The organism is Streptomyces sp. NPDC001970, assembly GCF_053594115.1.
This window is the reverse complement of sequence record NZ_JBSFDW010000005.1, coordinates 293,549-309,165: the sequence shown is the minus strand read 5'-3', so window position 1 is coordinate 309,165 and position 15,617 is coordinate 293,549. Positions and strand designations below refer to the sequence as shown.

Here is a 15,617-nt window from a genome sequence, read left to right as displayed (position 1 = left end):
ACCTCGGACAGCAGCGTGACCTGCGGGACACCCAGACGCTCCGCCAGGACCGCCGGCAGCACACCCATCGTGCCGTCCGTCGACGCCATACCGCAGACCACCAGGTCGTAACCGGTCTTCTCGATCGCCTTCGCCAGCACCAGCGACGTGCCCATCACGTCCGAGCCGTGCAGATCGTCGTCCTCGACGTGAACGGCCTTGTCCGCCCCCATCGACAACGCCTTGCGCAGCGCGTCCTTCGCATCCTCCGGACCCACCGTCAGCACCGTGATCTCCGCGTCGTCCGCCGCCTCGGCGATCTGCAGCGCCTGCTCGACCGCGTACTCGTCCAGCTCCGACAGCAGACCGTCCACATCATCACGATCGACCGTCAGATCATCCGCGAAATGCCGATCACCGGTGGCATCGGGCACATACTTCACACAGACAACGATCCTCAAGCTCACGCCGGCTCTCCCTGATGACTGGACGGTTCCACGATCGCGCATGGCTCGCGCATCCGACATTATGACACTCAGTACCCTGAGTAAAGGTACGGAGTGCCAAAATGTGCGCTCCGGTGTTACGGTCCGGGCATGACTGAGGTGCGCAAACGCCGCAAGGCGGTGGTCGGGGAAGTCGCTGCCGATCCCGCGAAGGTGCCCATGCGGGAGGTCCTCGCCGAGGCTGCGTTCCAGCTCTTCCTTGAACGCGGGTTCGAGCAGACCACCGTGGACGACATCGTGGCCAGGGCAGGTGTCGGGCGTCGCTCGTTCTTCCGCTACTTCCCCTCCAAGGAGGACGCGGTCTTCCCCGACCACGACCGCTGTCTGGCCGACATGACCGCCTACCTGGACGCGGCCGAGGACGAGGACCCGGTGGTCGCTGTGTGCGACGCGGCACGGCTGGTCCTGCGCATGTACGCAGCCAATCCCGAGTTCTCGGTGCAGCGCTACCGTCTCACGCGCGAAGTGCCCGGTCTGCGCACCTATGAACTCTCCGTCGTGCGCCGCTACGAGCGGACGCTGGCCGGCTACCTCCGCCGCCGCTACGCGGGGACCCCCGACGGTGGCCTGCGGGCCGAGGTGATCGCCGCCGCGGTGGTCGCTGCCCACAACAACGGCTTGCGGACCTGGTTGCGGTCGGGTGGTGCGGACGACCCCGAGGCCGCGGTGGACCATGCCCTGGGACTCGTCCGTGAGGTCTGGGGGAGCGGTGCGCGCGATGCGGGCGGTACGCGCGGGCGGGCGCCCGCACCGGTGTCCGAGCAGGCTGCCGCCGAGGGCGAGGTGATCGTGATGGTCGCCCCGAAGGGCGCTCCCATGTGGCGCGTGGTGCAGAGCATCGAGTCGGCCCTCGGTGAGAGGTGACCGATCTCATCGGCACTCAGTACCTTTACGGGATGGCACTCAGTGCCCTATGGTGCGCGTGCGTCGACGCAAGGGCGCGGCGCGCACGGGCCGAGTGCAGGGAGTCGAGACGTGTCCCAGACAGCAGGCGCGGCTGCGCCGACGGCGCAGCGGCAGGCCGGTCTGATCTTTCGGCGGTGTCGTTGGTGCGGTACCGCATCCTTCAGGCGGCTCCTGTGCCCCGTATGTGCATCAAGCGACCTCGAGTCGGAGGAGAGCCTGAGCGAGGGCGTGGTCGTCGAATCGACCGTGGTGCACCGCTACTCCAAGGTGGCGCGCAATGAGTCTCTGGTGCGGTTCCCGGAAGGATTCACGTTCCGCTGCAGGGTGATCGGCACCGAACCGCACCGCGTCTGGGTGGGTGCCCGGGTGCGCCTCGCGGCGGGCAGCAACCCGGAGTCCGGAGAGGTTCTTCTCGAGGTCTGCGACACCGGCGGCCGCGCCGACTGGTACTGACGGCAACGCCCGACCGCCGCCACAGGGTCTTCTGACGCTCCGTCATGAGATCGTACGGGGATGGCGTCGTCATCACCGGCACTCGACGGCCGCGCGGCCCTGGTCACCGGGGCCTCCCGCGGGATAGGTCTCGCCACGGCGCAGGCCCTGGGCGAAGCGGGCGCGATGGTCTGCGTCACCGCACGCGATCCCGGGGGAGTGGCCGCGGCGGTCGACCGGCTCACCGCCACCGGGATCCGGGCAGTCGGGTGCCCCGGCTCGGTCGCGGACCCGGCGCACCTGGAGGCGTGCACGCAACTCGCGGTACGGGAGTTCGGCCGGCTCGACATCCTCGTCAACAATGCCGCGACCAACGCCCCGTTCGGCCCGCTCATGGATGCCGACCCCAAGGCCTGGCACGACGCCTTCACCGTCAACGTGGAGGCTCCGTTGCGTCTGATCCAGCTCGCCTGGCGGGCGTGGATGGGGGAGCACGGCGGCGCGGTCGTCAACATCTGCACCGAGGGCACGCACGGTGTGGGCCCGAACGTCGGCACGTACGGCACGAGCAAGGCGGCCCTGCTGCACCTCACCCGCCAGCTCGCGGGTGAACTCGCCCCCGGCGTACGCGTGAACGCGGTCTCACCGGGGCTCGTGCGCACCGAGATGGCGCGATTCGTCTGGGAGCCGGCCGAGGAGCGGATCGCCCAGAGCCTGCCCCTGGCACGGATCGGCGAACCGGAGGACGTGGCGCGCGCGGTGCTGTGGCTGGTCTCCGACGTGGCGGAGTGGGTCACCGGAACGGACCTGCTCGTCGACGGCGGGACGAGGGTGCGCGCGGCCGGCCGGGCCGGCTCCGGGGCGAACTCGTATGCCGTGCACGACGTTCTGGCGAGCTCGAACGGACGCCGGAGCGCGAATCCTCCGGCACAGGCCGAGTCGGACACGGGCGCGGGCGTGGAGGGGGGCGCGGCCGCGGACAGGTGAACCACCGCCCGGACACCTGCCCAGGGCGGCCGTTCGACCCCCGCGTACGCCGCCGTCGTCCGCCTGGCCGGGTGCCCAGCCCTCGAGCGGGCGCCTCCCCTGACGGTCGGTGACCCGGACCTGCACCTCCGGCCGGCCGGGCCGTGACCGTCCTGGGATACGGATCACCGTCCCGGGCACGAGCGGGACGTCGGTCACCTCCCCGCGGCCTGCGCTGTACGCGCCGCACGCGGCACGGCCGGGACTGAGGACGAAGCGCTCGCCGCCGTGGGCGTGCGGCGTGGAGGCGCTCCGCGCACCGGCGACACCGGGCTTGACGGTCGCGTTGAAGGGCGCTCGGGCGAGATGGCGGCGTCGCCGACGAGGTCATGGGCGAACCGGCGGTCGTCGATGAAGCGGGGGAAGTCCCCGTCGGACCCGAGCGCCCGGGCACCGTCCCGGTCGGCGAGGACGACGTCGCCGTCGGGCAGGAGGCAGTACAGCTCGACGCCTCCCGGCAGCCGCCCGGCCGGCCGCCGCAACCCCCGGAGGCCCCCGTCCCGGCCACGGCCGGAATGTCGCCACGCGGTATGCCGGACACCGAGCCTCCGCCAGTGCCCCAGAGCCCTCTTGCGCGCATCGCGCCCCGACGCACCGATGTGACGGGTATCACTCCGATGCGTGCTACGCAGGCCACGGCGGCCGGATGTACCTTCCCCGTCAATGACCGAGGATCTTGTGTACGCCGGAGTCGCAGGGCAGGCCGCCGCCGTCCGGGCCGGTGACATCTCTGCACGTGAACTCACCCAACTGCTGCTCGACCGCATCGAGGAGCACGACGGGATCCTCAACGCGTTCACCGTGACGATGGCGGAGGAGGCGCTGGCCGAGGCCGCTCGCCGGGACGCCACCCCGCGGGACGAGCGCGGCCCGCTGCACGGAGTGCCCGTCGCCATCAAGGAGGAGAACGACGTCGAGGGGCACGTGACGACCTTCGGCACCGCGGCGAACACCCGCCCGGCGGCCGCGGACAGCGAAGTGGTGCGCCGGCTGCGTGCCGCGGGCGCGGTCGTCATCGGCAAGACGAACATGCCGGAGTTCGGGCTGTTTCCGTTCACCGAGTCGTCGGCGTGCGGCACGACCCTCAACCCGTGGTCGCTCGAGCACTCGCCCGGCGGTTCCAGCGGTGGCTCCGCGGCCGCGGTCGCGGCCGGCCTGGTCCCGGCCGCCATCGGCGGAGACGGCGGCGGCTCGATCCGGATCCCGGCCGCCTGCTGCGGCCTGTTCGGGCTGAAACCCACCCGCGGCCGCGTCAGCACCGCCCCGCACCCCCACCTCTGGTGGGGCCTCGGCGTCATCGGTCCGCTGACGCGCTCGGTGCTGGACTCCGCCCTCGTGCACGACGCGATTCGCGGCTCCACGGCCGGCGACATGTTCCGGGCCGCCGAGCCGGCCACCTCGTTCACCACGGCCGCGGCCACCGAGCCCCGGCGGCTGAGGATCGGCTGGTCCACCAAGCCGGTCGCCCGGGGAGTGAAGCCGTCGGCCGAGGTGGTGCGCGCCGTCTCGGAGACGGCGGCGCTGCTCGCCGAACTGGGCCATCACGTCGAGGAGATCGACCCCCGCTACCCGGACCCGACAGCGGCGTTCGTTTCCCAGTGGTTCGCCGGTCTGCGCACCGAGGCCTTCGCGACGGACGACTACGGGCGGCTCGAGCGGCGGACGCGCGAGACCGTCCGCCTCGGCACCTGGGCCCGTCCCGGGGTCACCCGCTGGGCCATCGCCCGGGGCGAGAAGATCGGCGCGAGGGCGAACCGGGTCTTCGAGCAGATCGACGTGCTGCTCACCCCGACGATCGCCGGTGTCCCGCCCAGGACCGGCCAGTTGACCGGCACCGGAACGATCCGGGCCGCACTGCGCGCGATGCCGATGATCGCGTACTGCGCACTCTGGAACGTCACCGGCAACCCCGCGGCCTCGGTCCCGGCCGGGCTCACCGGCGCAGGCCTGCCCCTCGCCGTACAGCTGGTCGGCCGGCGCGACGACGAGACGACACTGCTGTCACTGGCGGCCCAACTGGAGACGGCACGGCCCTGGGCCGGACGGACACCGGCGAGATTCCGCGCATAGAGGGCGCACGTCCCGCCCGCCCTGGTCGCCCACGGCGCGGGCTCCCGCGCCGCGGCCTCCCTGGCGCCGGTGCCGCTCGACAGCGACCGTGGCCGCGGCGCCGGTCGTGCTGTTCGGGTCCTACGACGGCTATGACCCGAACCAGGACAACGACGCCGACGGGATCGGCGACTGCACCGAGGCCGAGTTGAAGACGGAGGACGCCTGCAACCAGAAGGGTGTGCGGATCACCTTCACCCAGAGCCGGGTGAACCCGGCCACCGGGAGTCCCGAGGTCAAGTACCGGCACGTGCTGCCGGCCTGGACGTACGAGAACACCGCGGACCACGTCTCCTACGACGCGGTGCACGCGGATGAGGACCCGAAGCAGAACGGCGTCCACGCCGGCGGAATGGTCTGGTACGGCAACCATCTCTACGTCGCCGACACGAGGAACGGCATTCGGGTCTTCGACATGCGCCTGATCATGGACCTGGACCTGGACCTGGACCTGGACCCGGACGGCGACCCCAGCACCCCGGGCGACATGGGAACCGACACCGACGGGGTGCAGACCACTTCGAACGTTCAGGACAAGACGAAGATCGGCCGCCACAACAGCGTCTGGTACAGCTACGGATACCGGTACGTCATGCCGCAGGTGGCCGCCTGGAAGTTCAAGGCCACCCAGTCGAATCCCCAGGGGAGCTACGCGTGTGTCGACACGGGCGCCCCGAAGGCGTCCTACCTGTCCCTCGACCGCAGCATCGTCCCCGACCGGCTGATCACGGGTGCGTACTGCCGCCCGGAGGGCACCATGCCGTCCACCGGGCGGGTCAGCGCCTATCCGGTCGCCGACCTGGAGGCGCGCAGCGTCGAGGTCGCCACCGAGTCCTGGGCCAACTACCTGCCCAAGGAGGGGCATCCAGGAGGCCGCTGTCCTCAACGGCAGGTTCTACCTCAACGAGAGCACGGGCAGGGGCAAGAACGACACCCTCTGGCGGGCCACGCAGGGCGGCGGCCAACTGACCGCGAGCGCCAACCCGGTCAAGACCGCCGTGGGCCCTGAGGACCTCTACGTCGAGCGCGGCACGGGCAGGCTGTGGTCGGTGTCCGAGCACTCGGTGGACGCCGATCCGACGAACTGCAGCAGCAAGTGCCGGCGCGTGCTCTACACGCACACGCTGGACTGGCTCCAGGCCCAGCCGTGACAGCGCCGCGTGGTGCGCGCAGGACGTCGCGGACACGACGCGACGGTCGCGCGTACCACGCGGACGGGGCGATCGCGCCCAGCGATGACGTCACGCCCCGACCCGCGGGCGTCGCGGGCGACGGCTCCTCTGACCGTTCAGTTGGTGTCGCCGAGCGCCGCCACTGCCGCGCGTGCCGCGGCTTCCACGGTCCTGATGCCTCCGGCCATCGTCCTGTTGCCGTCGGAGAGGACGGCTACGTAGTAGGTCCGGCCGCCGGACTCGATCCGGCCGATGCTGTTGATGTCCCACAGGCCGGTGGCCGTTCTCGGCAGCCAGCCGTTCTTGAGGGCCGTCTCCCCGCCCTGGGTTCCGGCGGACTCGGCGCCGGATGCCGCGGCCGACACGCCCCAGTCCTGACCTGCCGATATGTGCTCCATCAGGTCCGCCATGTACGTCCGCGAGCCCTCCGCCAACGGTGAGTTGTCGCCGAACACGATGTCGAGCAGGGCCAGTTGGTCGGCGGCCGTGGTCTGCGTCAGCCCCCACAGATCGCCGGCCCCGCCCTGCGTGCCGGTCATCCCGAAGCGCTCGTTGGCCGCTTCCAGGCCGTCGGCGCTGCCGATGGTGTGCCACAGTGCCAGGGCGGCGGCGTTGTCGCTGTGCTTGATCATCGTCGAGGCCCGGGACTTCTCCAGGGCTGTGAGCTCCCGTCCCGCATCCTGGGCCTGGAGCAGCAGGGCCGCAAGGATGTTCACCTTGACGATGCTCGCGGTGTCGAACGCCTCCTCGCCGTGGACGGCGCTCGCGCCGCTCTCGGCATCGCGGACGGCGACCGACAGCTCACCGGCGGCGGCGTCGACGACGGAGTCGAGGGCCGCGTCGAGGTCCACGGTCCTGATCTCGGTCTCGGTCTCGACCGCGGGCTCCGTCTTGCGCTCGGGAACGGTTGTGGTCTGGAGCTCGCTCCTCGCCACCACGTTCCCGATGGGCGCTGACGCCGAAACCGAACCGGCGGCCGAAGGGGATACGGCCGCGGCCTTTCGCCCCACCCCGCCCCCCGCGTGCGAGGTCCCGTACGCCGTCGCCGCCACCGCGCCGCCCAGCAGCAGCGCGGTGGCGGTCACCGTCCATGTCGGACGGAGAGGGGCCCGGTCCCGGTGGGGTGCACGGGAGCCGCCTGTTTCAGGTATGTCCATGCCCAGCGACGGTATGGGCCCCGATTGCGTGCACCGTGAGTTCTGTATTAACTCCCCGTGAGAAGTGCCGTGACCGCGGTCGTGCCGGCGGGGGCGCCGACCAGCGTGCCGAGCCCGGTCCGCTCGACGGACACCGAAGCAGGCGACCCCTCACCGAGCTCCGCCTCCGTGCCCACCAGCAGCACCCGCCACGGACCGGGCGCTCCCTCCGCCTCGAGGGTGACGGCGTCACCCTCCCGGCGCGCACGGAAGACCGCGACCGTGGACGCCTTCGCCGAGCCGGGGCCGTCCGGGGCCGGGATCCGCGTCACCGCCGTGGCACCGTCGACCGGTGCGTGGACGCGCAGCGTCACCCCGTGCGCCCAGTCGTAGACCGCGTCGTCGTCGCTGTCCCCGAACGGGATCACGGAGCCGGGGCGGGCGAGCAGCGGCATGCTGTCGTAGCCGTACCGCTCACGCCGCCGGCCGGGTCCCTGGATCCGTTCGCCCGACAGCAGATGGGTCCACGTGCCGTCGGGCACGTAGTACTCGACCTCGCCGTCCGCCGAGAAGACGGGCGCCACGAGCAGGTAGTCGCCGAGCATGTACTGCCGGTCCAGCGTGTGGCAGGCGGGGTCGTCCGGGAACTCGATGACCATCGCGCGCATCACGGGTGTGCCGCGCTCGGCCGCCTGCTGTGCCGCGCGGAACAAATACGGCATGAGCCGGTGCTTGAGGCGGGTGAAGTCACGGGTGACCGCCCGCAGCTCCGCGGTGGCACGCCGGGCGCCGTCGAGGCCGCGCAGCGCATAGCCGCGGCGGGCGGCGATCTGCGGCCCAGGCCGTGGGGGCGCGGCAGACGGCACGTGATCTGCGACGGCCAGGACCAGTACTGAGGATCGTCACGACTGTGGCCACAGCAAATCCCACGTGACCCGGCCGCCGAAGTCACCTATCGTCGAGCTGACTTCTGGCGGGAGCCTCGGCCAGGACGAGGACCACGACGTGGAGGATGATTTTGCGCTACCGCGAGCTGGGACGCAGTGGATTGTCGGTGTCCGAGATCGGTTACGGCGCGTGGGGCATCGGTGCGTCCAGTTGGGTGGGCGCCACGGAGGACGAATCCGTACGCGCCCTGCACCGTGCCATCGACCTTGGTGTGAACTTCATCGATACCGCCCGCGGCTACGGCGAGAGCGAGCGGATCGTCGGCCGGGTCGCCCGCGAGCGGGCCGACGAGGAGGTTCTCGTCGCGACCAAAGTGCCACCGAAGAACGGTGTCTGGCCGGCGCCCCACGGCTTGGACCCTGCTGAGACCTTCCCTGGCGCGCACCTCCGCGAAAGCCTGGAGACCAGTCTGCGCACCAGCGGCCTGGACCACTTCGACGTGCTGCAGTTCCATGTCTGGAGCGATGACTGGGTCGGCCGTGGCGACTGGCTGGAGACGATCGCCGAGCTGAAGGAGGAGGGAAAGATCCGCCTGTTCGGTGTCTCCGTCAACGACCACCAGCCCGACAACGCCCTCGCACTCGTCCGTAGCGGCGCCGTGGACAGCGTTCAGGTCATCTACAACGTCTTCGACCAGGCGCCCGCCGACGCTCTGCTGCCGGCCTGTGCGGAGCACGGCGTCGGTGTCATCGTGCGGGTGGCGCTGGACGAGGGCGGCCTCACCGGTCGGATCACCGCCGACACAACGTTCCCCGAGGGCGACTGGCGCAATCGCTACTTCCGCGATGATCGCCCGGCGCAGGTCGAACAGCGGGTGGCCGCGATCGTCGCCGAACTCGACATCGCCCCCGACGAGATCGCCGAGAACGCGTTGCGGTTCGTGCTGAGTTCGCCGACGGTCTCCACCGTCATTCCCGGAATGCGCACCGTACGCAACGTCGAGCGCAACACGGCCCTGAGTGACGGTCGTTCGCTCACCGCCGACCAGCTCGCCGTGCTGGCCAAGCACCGGTGGCAGCGCAACTTCTACTCCTGACACGCGAGTGCCATGGCCAGGGGCCGGTCAGCACGCGGGTTCACCCCGCGGCACGACGTAGGCGGGCGCGGATCGAGCCGTTGCGTTCCGGCCCGGCACCGAATCGGGTGACCGTGGGCGGAACCATCGGGAGGTGATCGGCGCGATCGCGTGGAAGGGGCCGTCGACGGCACGTGGGAGCGGGTGTTCACGGCGCTGATGGCCCAGGCCGACGCCGACGCGGATCCGAACCGGGCGGTGTCGGCGGGCCCCACGATCGTGCGGGCCCGCCGGCGTGCGGCCGGCCCCGCGGCGGGCTGACCGCGAAGGTCCATCTCGCAGCCGACTCCTGCTGCCGGCCCTTGGTCTTCGTTCTCACCGCCGGGAAGGCCGGCGACGCGCCCGCCTTCCCTGAGTCGTGGCCCGCCACCGTGTTCCGCGTCGACGTGGACGGTCCCGTACCAGGCCGGAGGCCGTCCCAACCGACAAGGCTCCCCCGCGGGATCCGGGCCGAGATCCCCGTTCCGACAGACCGGCGTGGCCACCGGCTGCGTCGCGGCAGCGGGACAGGCGGCAGGCCATCAGCCGTCGTCCACGAGGCGAACAGGCAGCGCAGCCCGTTGATCGGTGCATCAACCGCTGAACCAGTAGCGGGGCATCGCCACCCGCTACGAGAAGACCGCCACCATCTACCGTGCCGGACTGCACATCGCGGGCATCTTCCTCTGGTCCGCACGATGGTCCGAAGGACACCGCTCGGGCGCCGCGCGGCCGTGGGGGATCAGCGGACCGGCTGTCCGATCCCGAGCATGTTGCCCTCGCTGTCCCGGAACCAGGCGCCGCGCTCGCCCGACGCGCCCTTGCTCGGATAGTTCCCCTCGATCACGGCGATCCCCTCGACGGTCTTCATGCCGGGCGCGTCCACCTCCTCGAGGACCACCCCGCGCCGTCTTAGTTCCTGCGTGACGGCCTCGATGTCGTCGACCTCCCACGCCATCTGGGTGAAGGTGCCGGGCGAGGCTCCCGTCGACCGGAACAGGACGAAATCCGATCCCCCGCAGCGGTAGAGGAGCCCGCCCGGCCGCTCGTCGACGGGCTCCAGGCCGAGCTTTTCCGCGTAGAAGCGCCGTGCGCGGTCCAGATCCTGGGCGGGAAGCCGGGTGGCCACGCGGGCGCTGTCGAACATGCTCATCTCGTCTCCCTTTCCCCCGGACGGCCATCGGTTCCCTTCACCTCACCCTGAGGCGCTCCGGGGCGGCGAGCAAGTCGCCGAGGGCGAGGTCAAGGCCGTGCACGTCCTCGACAGGGGCGAGGACGGGCACGGCGGACCGAGGGCTGTCAGGTGAGGCAGTGGTTGCCGGTGATGGCGATCATCACCTGGAACTGGATGCTGGCGCCGGACGCGGTCGAAGTGGGTGCGGGCGTCCGGGTCGGCCCCGGCCATCGTCGCCAGGATGGTCAGGCCGTAGCCCTGGCCCTCCTGGCGACGTAGGGGTGGTCGGCGTCGGGCGAGGCGATCGCGGACCAGCCGTTGCCGCAACTGGAGGTGAGGAAGGCGGACTTCCACTGCTGGTAGTAGGCGACCACCTTGGCGTCGTTGTCCGCCTGGTTGCCCGAGACCTTGATGGTCCCCGACGGGTACGGGAACGTGCGGCTGCCGAACGGCACGTTGACCCCGCGGCCACCGCCAGGGTCGGTGGTGACGCTCACGGCGGTCGATGCCGGGGAGGTGTTGCCGGCCGCGTCGCGGGCGCGGACGGTGAAGCTGTACGGAGTGTTCGCGGCGAGGCCGGTGAAGCTGTACGGGGTGTTCGCGGCGAGGCCGGTGACGGTGGCGCTGGTGCTGGTCACTGTGGTGGCGAGGGTGGAGCCCCGGTAGACGTCGTAGCCGGTGACGCCGACGTTGTCGGTCGCCGCGTTCCAGGTGAGCGAGACGCTGGAGGAGGACTTGCCGGTGGAGCGCAGGCCGGCGGCCGGGCACCTCGTCCTCGTCGCGCTGATGTTCATCGGCCGCATCGGCCCGATCACGCTCGCCTCCGCGCTCGCGCTGCGCGAGCGCGGCCGCCGCTACCAGTTGCCCGAGGAGCGACCTGTCGTTGGCTGGTTACGTGGACCGACTGCGCCGCAGGGCGCGTCGCGGCGCCCACCGTGTCCGCCGTACGTCCCGGCGAGACGCCGGAGCCGCCGGCGTCGGCGACCTCCGGGTCGCGGTGATCGGCTGGGACGCTTCGGGACCTCGCTCGGCTCCGAGCTGATGCGCCGCGGCTGGGACGGACTGGGCGTGGATTCCGATGCCACCCTGGTGCAGCGGCTGCGCGACGAGCCGACGCACGTGGCCGCCGCGGACTGCACCGACCCCGAGGCGCTCGAGCAGCTCGGGGTGGCCGAGTTCTCCAGAGCCGTGGTGGGCATCGGCGACGATCTGGCGGCCAGCATCCTCGTGACATCCAACCTCGCCGACGCGGGGGTGCCGCAGATCTGGGCCAAGGCGGTCAGCCGCCGGCACGGCAGGATCCTGGAGCGGGTCGGCGCGCACCACGTGGTCCTGCCGGAGTACGACATGGGGGAGCGGGTGGCCCACCTGGTCACTTTCATCGAGTTCGACGACGACTACGCACTGGCCAAGACCGTCGCAACGGCGTCCGCCACCGGGCGTCCGCTGGGCGAACTGAGGGTCCGGGCCGAGTACGGGATCACGGTCGTCGGCATCAAACGCGCAGGTGAGGACTTCACGTACGCCACCGCGGAGACGGTCGTACGACCTGGGGACATCATCATCGTCACCGGGCCGACCCACGCCGTGGAGACCTTCGCCGAGCTGGTGTGATGCCGGCGCCGTCGATCATGGCGGGCGGCTCACATCCTGCAGGCCCGTCGGCGCGCCCCGCCGGTCAGCGGTCGGCGATGTCCTCACGGAGGCCGTCGGAGAACTCCCACCACGAGAGAGGAAGCCAGTCACCGTTCACGAAGGCGTCGACGGTCGCGCCGCGACCGCGGACAGTCACCGTCGTTCCGACCGGGTAGGTCGTGCCGGACAGGCCGGGTACGGGGACGAGCAGGGTCCCGAGCCGCTGTGCTGCCACTGTCTCGTCCTCGCTTTCCATTCCTCGGTGGGGTACCTGAGAGATATCCCGACATTACCGGGTTGTCCGATCCTCTGGGCCGGAGAATCATGAGAGATAGGTCACGCGGAGAAAGCGGGCGGGGGGTAATCGCACGCGCACATCGCCGAGCGGAGGTGGCAGCCATGAAGGCCGTCGTGTACAAGGGACCGTTCACCGTGGCGGTCGAAGAGGTTGAGAAGCCCAGCATCCAGCATCCGAACGACGTGCTCGTACGGATCACCTCCACCGCGATATGCGGCTCCGACCTGCACATGTACGAAGGCCGTACCGCGGCGGAGCCCGGCATCGTCTTCGGCCACGAGAACATGGGAATCATCGAGGAAATAGGCCAGGGCGTCACCTCGCTCAAGGAGGGCGACCGCGTGGTCATGCCCTTCAACGTGGCCTGCGGATTCTGCACCAACTGTGTCGAGGGATTCACCGGATTCTGTCAGACCGTCAATCCCGGTTTTGCGGGCGGCGCCTACGGTTATGTCGCCATGGGCCCCTGGATGGGCGGCCAGGCCGAATACCTGCGCGTTCCCTACGCAGATTTCAACTGCCTGAAACTGCCGCCGGGAAACGAGCACGAGACCGACTTCATGCTGCTCGCCGACATCTTCCCGACCGGCTACCACGGCTGTGAACTCGCCCAGGTCCGCCCGGGCGAGAGCGTCGCGGTGTACGGCGGCGGGCCGGTCGGACTCATGGCCGCCTACTCGGCGCTGCTGCGCGGAGCCAAGAAGGTCTTCGTGGTCGACCGGGTCCCCGAGCGGCTCCAGAAGGCCGAGGAGATCGGTGCGGTCCCTATCAACTTCGCCGAGGGTGACGCGGTGGAGCAGATCAAGGAACAGACCCAGGGCGTCGGCACCGACAAGGGCGTGGACGCCGTTGGCTACCAGGCCATGGCGCACGGCACGGAACGCGAGGAACCGGCGACCGTCCTGAACTCGCTCATCGGCACGGTCAGGGCCACCGGAATGCTCGGCGTGCCGGGCCTCTACGTCCCGGCCGACCCCGGAGGCCCCGACGAGCAGGCCAAGCACGGCATGCTCCTCGTATCGATCGGCAAGCTCTTCGAGAAGGGGCTGAAGATGGGTACGGGGCAGTGCAACGTGAAGCGCTACAACCGGTACCTGCGCGACATGATCATCGAGGGCAGGGCGACGCCGAGCTTCGTCGTCTCGCACGAACTGCCCCTGGGCCAGGCGCCGTCGGCGTACGACAAGTTCGACAAGCGGATCGAGGGCTACACGAAGGTCGTGCTGCACCCGTAGACGCGCTGAATCTGGGCCTGTCCTCCTGATCACGTCCTGTCCGGAGGACAGGCCCAGCAGTCCGCCTCCCGCTCTCCGGGAGTGCCGTGCCGGACATCCGGAATCGAGGCAGCATGAATCAACCGGAGATCGTGGCAGGTTCGGCGGGTGACCTGTCACCCGCTGTCCCGTACGTCGACGCCACCCTCGACAGCAGACCCTTGAGCAGCCCTTCCCAGCCGGGGTGCGTCTCCACGACGTGCGTCACCTGAGTGACCACGAAAACAAACACCAGATCGAAGAAGAACTCGGTCGGTGCCACTCTGCCGTTGGCGCTCTCGCCGCTCCACAGCCGCCGGCCGAAGACGGGCGCATTCATGGTTCGGTTCCCCTCGACGGCACGAGCGGCTGCCTCCTTCGCCGTGGAGCGCCGGCGGCCTCGGCCTCGGTCTCGGCGCCTGCACCGACTCCGGCATCGCCGAAACACTTTCACCAACAGGGCGACCCGGTACACGGCGAACAGCGCGGCTGCACCTCAGCGCGCGCGCAGGGTTCCGGCCGTCGTGCCGATGCGGTCGCGCAGCAGGATCCGCAGGGTGTTCGCGTGTTCGTAGCCGACCCTGCGGGCGATGGCGTCCAGTGACAGGTCCGTGGTCCGCAGCAGATGCGTGGCCTGTTCGACGCGCAGGTCCTGGACGAAGCGCACGGGCGTGGTGCCCAGAACGCGGCGCACCGTGCGCTGGAGTGTGCGTTCGCTGACCCCGAGGGTGCGCGCGGCGTCGGTCAGGCCGAGCGGCTCGTCGAGGTGCTGACGCGCCCACCGCTCGAACGCGGCCACCAGTGGATCGCTCTGCGCGAGCGCGCTCGGGATCGTGTACGCGGACTGCGAGGGGCGTTCGTCGACGACGAGGTAGCGGGCGACGAGTTCCGCGAGGGCCGGGCTGGTCATACGGACGACGGCGAGCGCGAGGTCGACGTGTCCGAAGGCCGCGCCGGCCGTGGTCACCCCGTCCGAGGTGGTCACCATCCGGGACTCGTCCAGTGTGACGGCGGGGTACCGCCGGCGGAAGACCGGTGCCAGCCACCAGGTCGTGGTCGCCTGCCGCCCGTCGAGCACCCCCGACTCGGCCAGCAGGAACGCGCCCGTGCACGCCGACGCGACGGGCGTGCCCCGTTCGCGGACGTCGGCGACCACGTCCCGTACCGGTGCCAGAGGGCTGCCCGCGACCCGGTCGAGGAGCGCGTCGGGCCGCCGCTCGGCCAGGGCGGGCACGAGGAGCAGATCCGTGGTGGCGGCCGCGGTCACCGGCTCGGTCGTGACGAGATGCCCCGCGCCGGTGCGCACACGCCGCCGGAAGCCGATCGTCGTGACGCTCCACGGCGGGGGCGGCTGCGGCAGTTGGTCGCGCATCGCGTTGGCCGCCTCCAAGACGTCCAGCGCCGCGCTGAGCCCGGAGTCGAAAACGCCGTCGTAGACGAGTACGGAGACCTTCATGACGCAAACGATAGCGTTCGAGTCGTTTCCGACACTGGGACAGGCCTGGACGGGGAGGGAGGATCGGTCCATGGACAGCACGAGAGTGGTCAACCTCAAGGGGCACCGCGACGACCCCGAGTACGCGGACGTGGTGTACGTCGGGCGCGCCATGCACCGGGGCGGCTGGCACCTCGACGCCTCACCGCTCGCCAGTCCCTTCCGTCCGGGCCCCGACGGCAGCCGGGAGGAGGTCGTCGAGCGGTACCGCGCCCATCTGCTGGACCGGCCGGAGCTGCTGGCACAGCTGCCCGCTCTGCGCGGCCGCCGGCTCGGCTGCTGGTGTGTCCCGGAGCGCTGCCATGCCGAAGTGATCGCAGAGCTCGCCGACGCCGGCGCGGGGGAGCCGTCACAGACCTGAGCCGGATGCGCCACCGTGGCCGTGGGCCCGGCGGCAGGCTGTGCGGCGGCACTCGTATCCCCTCTCGGCAAGGACCGTCCACAATGTGCGGCGCCCGCGGTGCGGCCTGCCCTCGACCGTGCCGGGCGGTACG

At 70.7% G+C, this 15,617-nt stretch carries 18 protein-coding genes and 2 pseudogenes; 12 read left to right on the top strand and 8 right to left on the bottom strand.

Features of this window, described 5'->3' with window-relative positions:
* The coding region (locus ACWCP0_RS09630) for an electron transfer flavoprotein subunit beta/FixA family protein (RefSeq protein WP_451078288.1) at positions 1-446 on the bottom strand (446 nt) is incomplete at its 3' end.
* 198 nt (positions 447-644) lie between these two features.
* On the opposite strand from ACWCP0_RS09630, the gene ACWCP0_RS09625 reads away from it, so the two are divergent.
* The 7 genes and pseudogenes from ACWCP0_RS09625 (at position 645) to ACWCP0_RS09595 (ending at position 6,109) form a co-directional block, all read left to right on the top strand.
* Positions 645-1,349 carry a TetR family transcriptional regulator gene (locus ACWCP0_RS09625; protein ID WP_451078303.1) on the top strand — a complete coding sequence of 235 codons (705 nt, stop codon included), beginning with the start codon at positions 645-647 and terminating at the stop codon, positions 1,347-1,349.
* Positions 1,350-1,391: 42 nt separating this feature from the next.
* A pseudogene (locus ACWCP0_RS09620) lies at positions 1,392-1,583 on the top strand (hypothetical protein); the annotation flags it as partial.
* A 36-nt stretch (positions 1,584-1,619) separates the two neighbouring features.
* The gene (locus tag ACWCP0_RS09615) at positions 1,620-1,844 is read left to right on the top strand and encodes a hypothetical protein (protein WP_451078305.1); all 225 of its coding nucleotides are present in this window, start codon (positions 1,620-1,622) and stop codon (positions 1,842-1,844) included.
* Positions 1,845-1,904: 60 nt separating this feature from the next.
* Positions 1,905-2,810 carry an SDR family oxidoreductase gene (locus ACWCP0_RS09610; protein ID WP_451078287.1) on the top strand — a complete coding sequence of 302 codons (906 nt, stop codon included), beginning with the start codon at positions 1,905-1,907 and terminating at the stop codon, positions 2,808-2,810.
* 702 nt (positions 2,811-3,512) lie between these two features.
* Entirely contained in the window at positions 3,513-4,919 is a 1,407-nt protein-coding gene (locus ACWCP0_RS09605) for an amidase (RefSeq protein WP_451078286.1), read from the top strand.
* 88 nt (positions 4,920-5,007) lie between these two features.
* Positions 5,008-5,967: a hypothetical protein gene (locus ACWCP0_RS09600; RefSeq protein WP_451078285.1), complete on the top strand. Its 960-nt coding sequence runs from the start codon at positions 5,008-5,010 to the stop codon at positions 5,965-5,967.
* Positions 5,957-6,109 (top strand): hypothetical protein, encoded by a 153-nt coding sequence (locus tag ACWCP0_RS09595; RefSeq protein WP_451078284.1) that lies wholly within the window; start codon positions 5,957-5,959, stop codon positions 6,107-6,109. Before ACWCP0_RS09600 ends, ACWCP0_RS09595 begins: the two co-directional genes overlap by 11 nt.
* Positions 6,110-6,246: 137 nt before the next feature.
* Here ACWCP0_RS09595 and ACWCP0_RS09590 read toward each other — a convergent pair whose 3' ends face one another.
* Both ACWCP0_RS09590 and ACWCP0_RS09585 read right to left on the bottom strand, forming a co-directional pair.
* On the bottom strand, positions 6,247-7,215 hold the full coding sequence (locus ACWCP0_RS09590) for a serine hydrolase (protein WP_451078283.1): 969 nt from the start codon (positions 7,213-7,215) through the stop codon (positions 6,247-6,249).
* A 119-nt stretch (positions 7,216-7,334) separates the two neighbouring features.
* Positions 7,335-8,132, bottom strand: coding sequence for a hypothetical protein (locus ACWCP0_RS09585; protein WP_451078282.1), 798 nt, complete (start codon positions 8,130-8,132; stop codon positions 7,335-7,337).
* A gap of 152 nt (positions 8,133-8,284) precedes the next feature.
* Between ACWCP0_RS09585 and ACWCP0_RS09580 the strand changes: the two genes are divergently transcribed.
* Positions 8,285-9,250: an aldo/keto reductase gene (locus ACWCP0_RS09580; RefSeq protein ID WP_451078302.1), complete on the top strand. Its 966-nt coding sequence runs from the start codon at positions 8,285-8,287 to the stop codon at positions 9,248-9,250.
* A 150-nt stretch (positions 9,251-9,400) separates the two neighbouring features.
* Complete coding sequence (locus ACWCP0_RS09575; RefSeq protein ID WP_451078281.1) at positions 9,401-9,550, top strand: hypothetical protein; 150 nt, start codon at positions 9,401-9,403, stop codon at positions 9,548-9,550.
* A 460-nt stretch (positions 9,551-10,010) separates the two neighbouring features.
* On the opposite strand, the gene ACWCP0_RS09570 is transcribed toward ACWCP0_RS09575, so the two are convergent.
* Together ACWCP0_RS09570 and ACWCP0_RS09565 are read right to left on the bottom strand one after the other, a co-directional pair.
* Positions 10,011-10,421 carry a VOC family protein gene (locus ACWCP0_RS09570; protein WP_451078280.1) on the bottom strand — a complete coding sequence of 137 codons (411 nt, stop codon included), beginning with the start codon at positions 10,419-10,421 and terminating at the stop codon, positions 10,011-10,013.
* 488 nt (positions 10,422-10,909) lie between these two features.
* Positions 10,910-11,215 (bottom strand): annotated as a pseudogene (locus tag ACWCP0_RS09565) (fibronectin type III domain-containing protein); the annotation flags it as partial.
* 268 nt (positions 11,216-11,483) lie between these two features.
* On the opposite strand from ACWCP0_RS09565, the gene ACWCP0_RS09560 reads away from it, so the two are divergent.
* Positions 11,484-12,056 (top strand): potassium channel family protein, encoded by a 573-nt coding sequence (locus ACWCP0_RS09560; RefSeq protein ID WP_451078301.1) that lies wholly within the window; start codon positions 11,484-11,486, stop codon positions 12,054-12,056.
* 64 nt (positions 12,057-12,120) lie between these two features.
* Here ACWCP0_RS09560 and ACWCP0_RS09555 read toward each other — a convergent pair whose 3' ends face one another.
* Entirely contained in the window at positions 12,121-12,312 is a 192-nt protein-coding gene (locus tag ACWCP0_RS09555) for a hypothetical protein (RefSeq protein WP_351236971.1), read from the bottom strand.
* A 164-nt stretch (positions 12,313-12,476) separates the two neighbouring features.
* On the opposite strand from ACWCP0_RS09555, the gene ACWCP0_RS09550 reads away from it, so the two are divergent.
* On the top strand, positions 12,477-13,610 hold the full coding sequence (locus tag ACWCP0_RS09550; RefSeq protein WP_451078279.1) for a glutathione-independent formaldehyde dehydrogenase: 1,134 nt from the start codon (positions 12,477-12,479) through the stop codon (positions 13,608-13,610).
* Positions 13,611-13,728: 118 nt separating this feature from the next.
* On the opposite strand, the gene ACWCP0_RS09545 is transcribed toward ACWCP0_RS09550, so the two are convergent.
* Both ACWCP0_RS09545 and ACWCP0_RS09540 read right to left on the bottom strand, forming a co-directional pair.
* Positions 13,729-13,968 (bottom strand): low temperature requirement protein A, encoded by a 240-nt coding sequence (locus ACWCP0_RS09545; protein WP_451078278.1) that lies wholly within the window; start codon positions 13,966-13,968, stop codon positions 13,729-13,731.
* A 156-nt stretch (positions 13,969-14,124) separates the two neighbouring features.
* Positions 14,125-15,084: a GlxA family transcriptional regulator gene (locus ACWCP0_RS09540; RefSeq protein WP_451078277.1), complete on the bottom strand. Its 960-nt coding sequence runs from the start codon at positions 15,082-15,084 to the stop codon at positions 14,125-14,127.
* Positions 15,085-15,154: 70 nt separating this feature from the next.
* On the opposite strand from ACWCP0_RS09540, the gene ACWCP0_RS09535 reads away from it, so the two are divergent.
* A complete protein-coding gene (locus ACWCP0_RS09535; RefSeq protein ID WP_451078276.1) occupies positions 15,155-15,484 on the top strand; it encodes a DUF4326 domain-containing protein in 330 nt (109 codons plus the stop codon).
* Positions 15,485-15,617: the final 133 nt, after the last annotated feature.

What these genes read in the sequence shown, in the direction of transcription:
- ACWCP0_RS09625 (WP_451078303.1), top strand. Translation starts at nt 645, where the DNA reads ATGCGGGAGGTCCTCGCCGAGGCTGCGTTCCAGCTCTTCCTTGAACGC.
- ACWCP0_RS09610 (WP_451078287.1), top strand. Translation starts at nt 1,905, where the DNA reads ATGGCGTCGTCATCACCGGCACTCGACGGCCGCGCGGCCCTGGTCACC.
- ACWCP0_RS09605 (WP_451078286.1), top strand. Translation starts at nt 3,513, where the DNA reads ATGACCGAGGATCTTGTGTACGCCGGAGTCGCAGGGCAGGCCGCCGCC.
- ACWCP0_RS09570 (WP_451078280.1), bottom strand. Translation starts at nt 10,421, where the DNA reads ATGAGCATGTTCGACAGCGCCCGCGTGGCCACCCGGCTTCCCGCCCAG.
- ACWCP0_RS09560 (WP_451078301.1), top strand. Translation starts at nt 11,484, where the DNA reads ATGCGCCGCGGCTGGGACGGACTGGGCGTGGATTCCGATGCCACCCTG.
- ACWCP0_RS09550 (WP_451078279.1), top strand. Translation starts at nt 12,477, where the DNA reads ATGAAGGCCGTCGTGTACAAGGGACCGTTCACCGTGGCGGTCGAAGAG.
- ACWCP0_RS09545 (WP_451078278.1), bottom strand. Translation starts at nt 13,968, where the DNA reads ATGAATGCGCCCGTCTTCGGCCGGCGGCTGTGGAGCGGCGAGAGCGCC.
- ACWCP0_RS09540 (WP_451078277.1), bottom strand. Translation starts at nt 15,084, where the DNA reads ATGAAGGTCTCCGTACTCGTCTACGACGGCGTTTTCGACTCCGGGCTC.
- ACWCP0_RS09535 (WP_451078276.1), top strand. Translation starts at nt 15,155, where the DNA reads ATGGACAGCACGAGAGTGGTCAACCTCAAGGGGCACCGCGACGACCCC.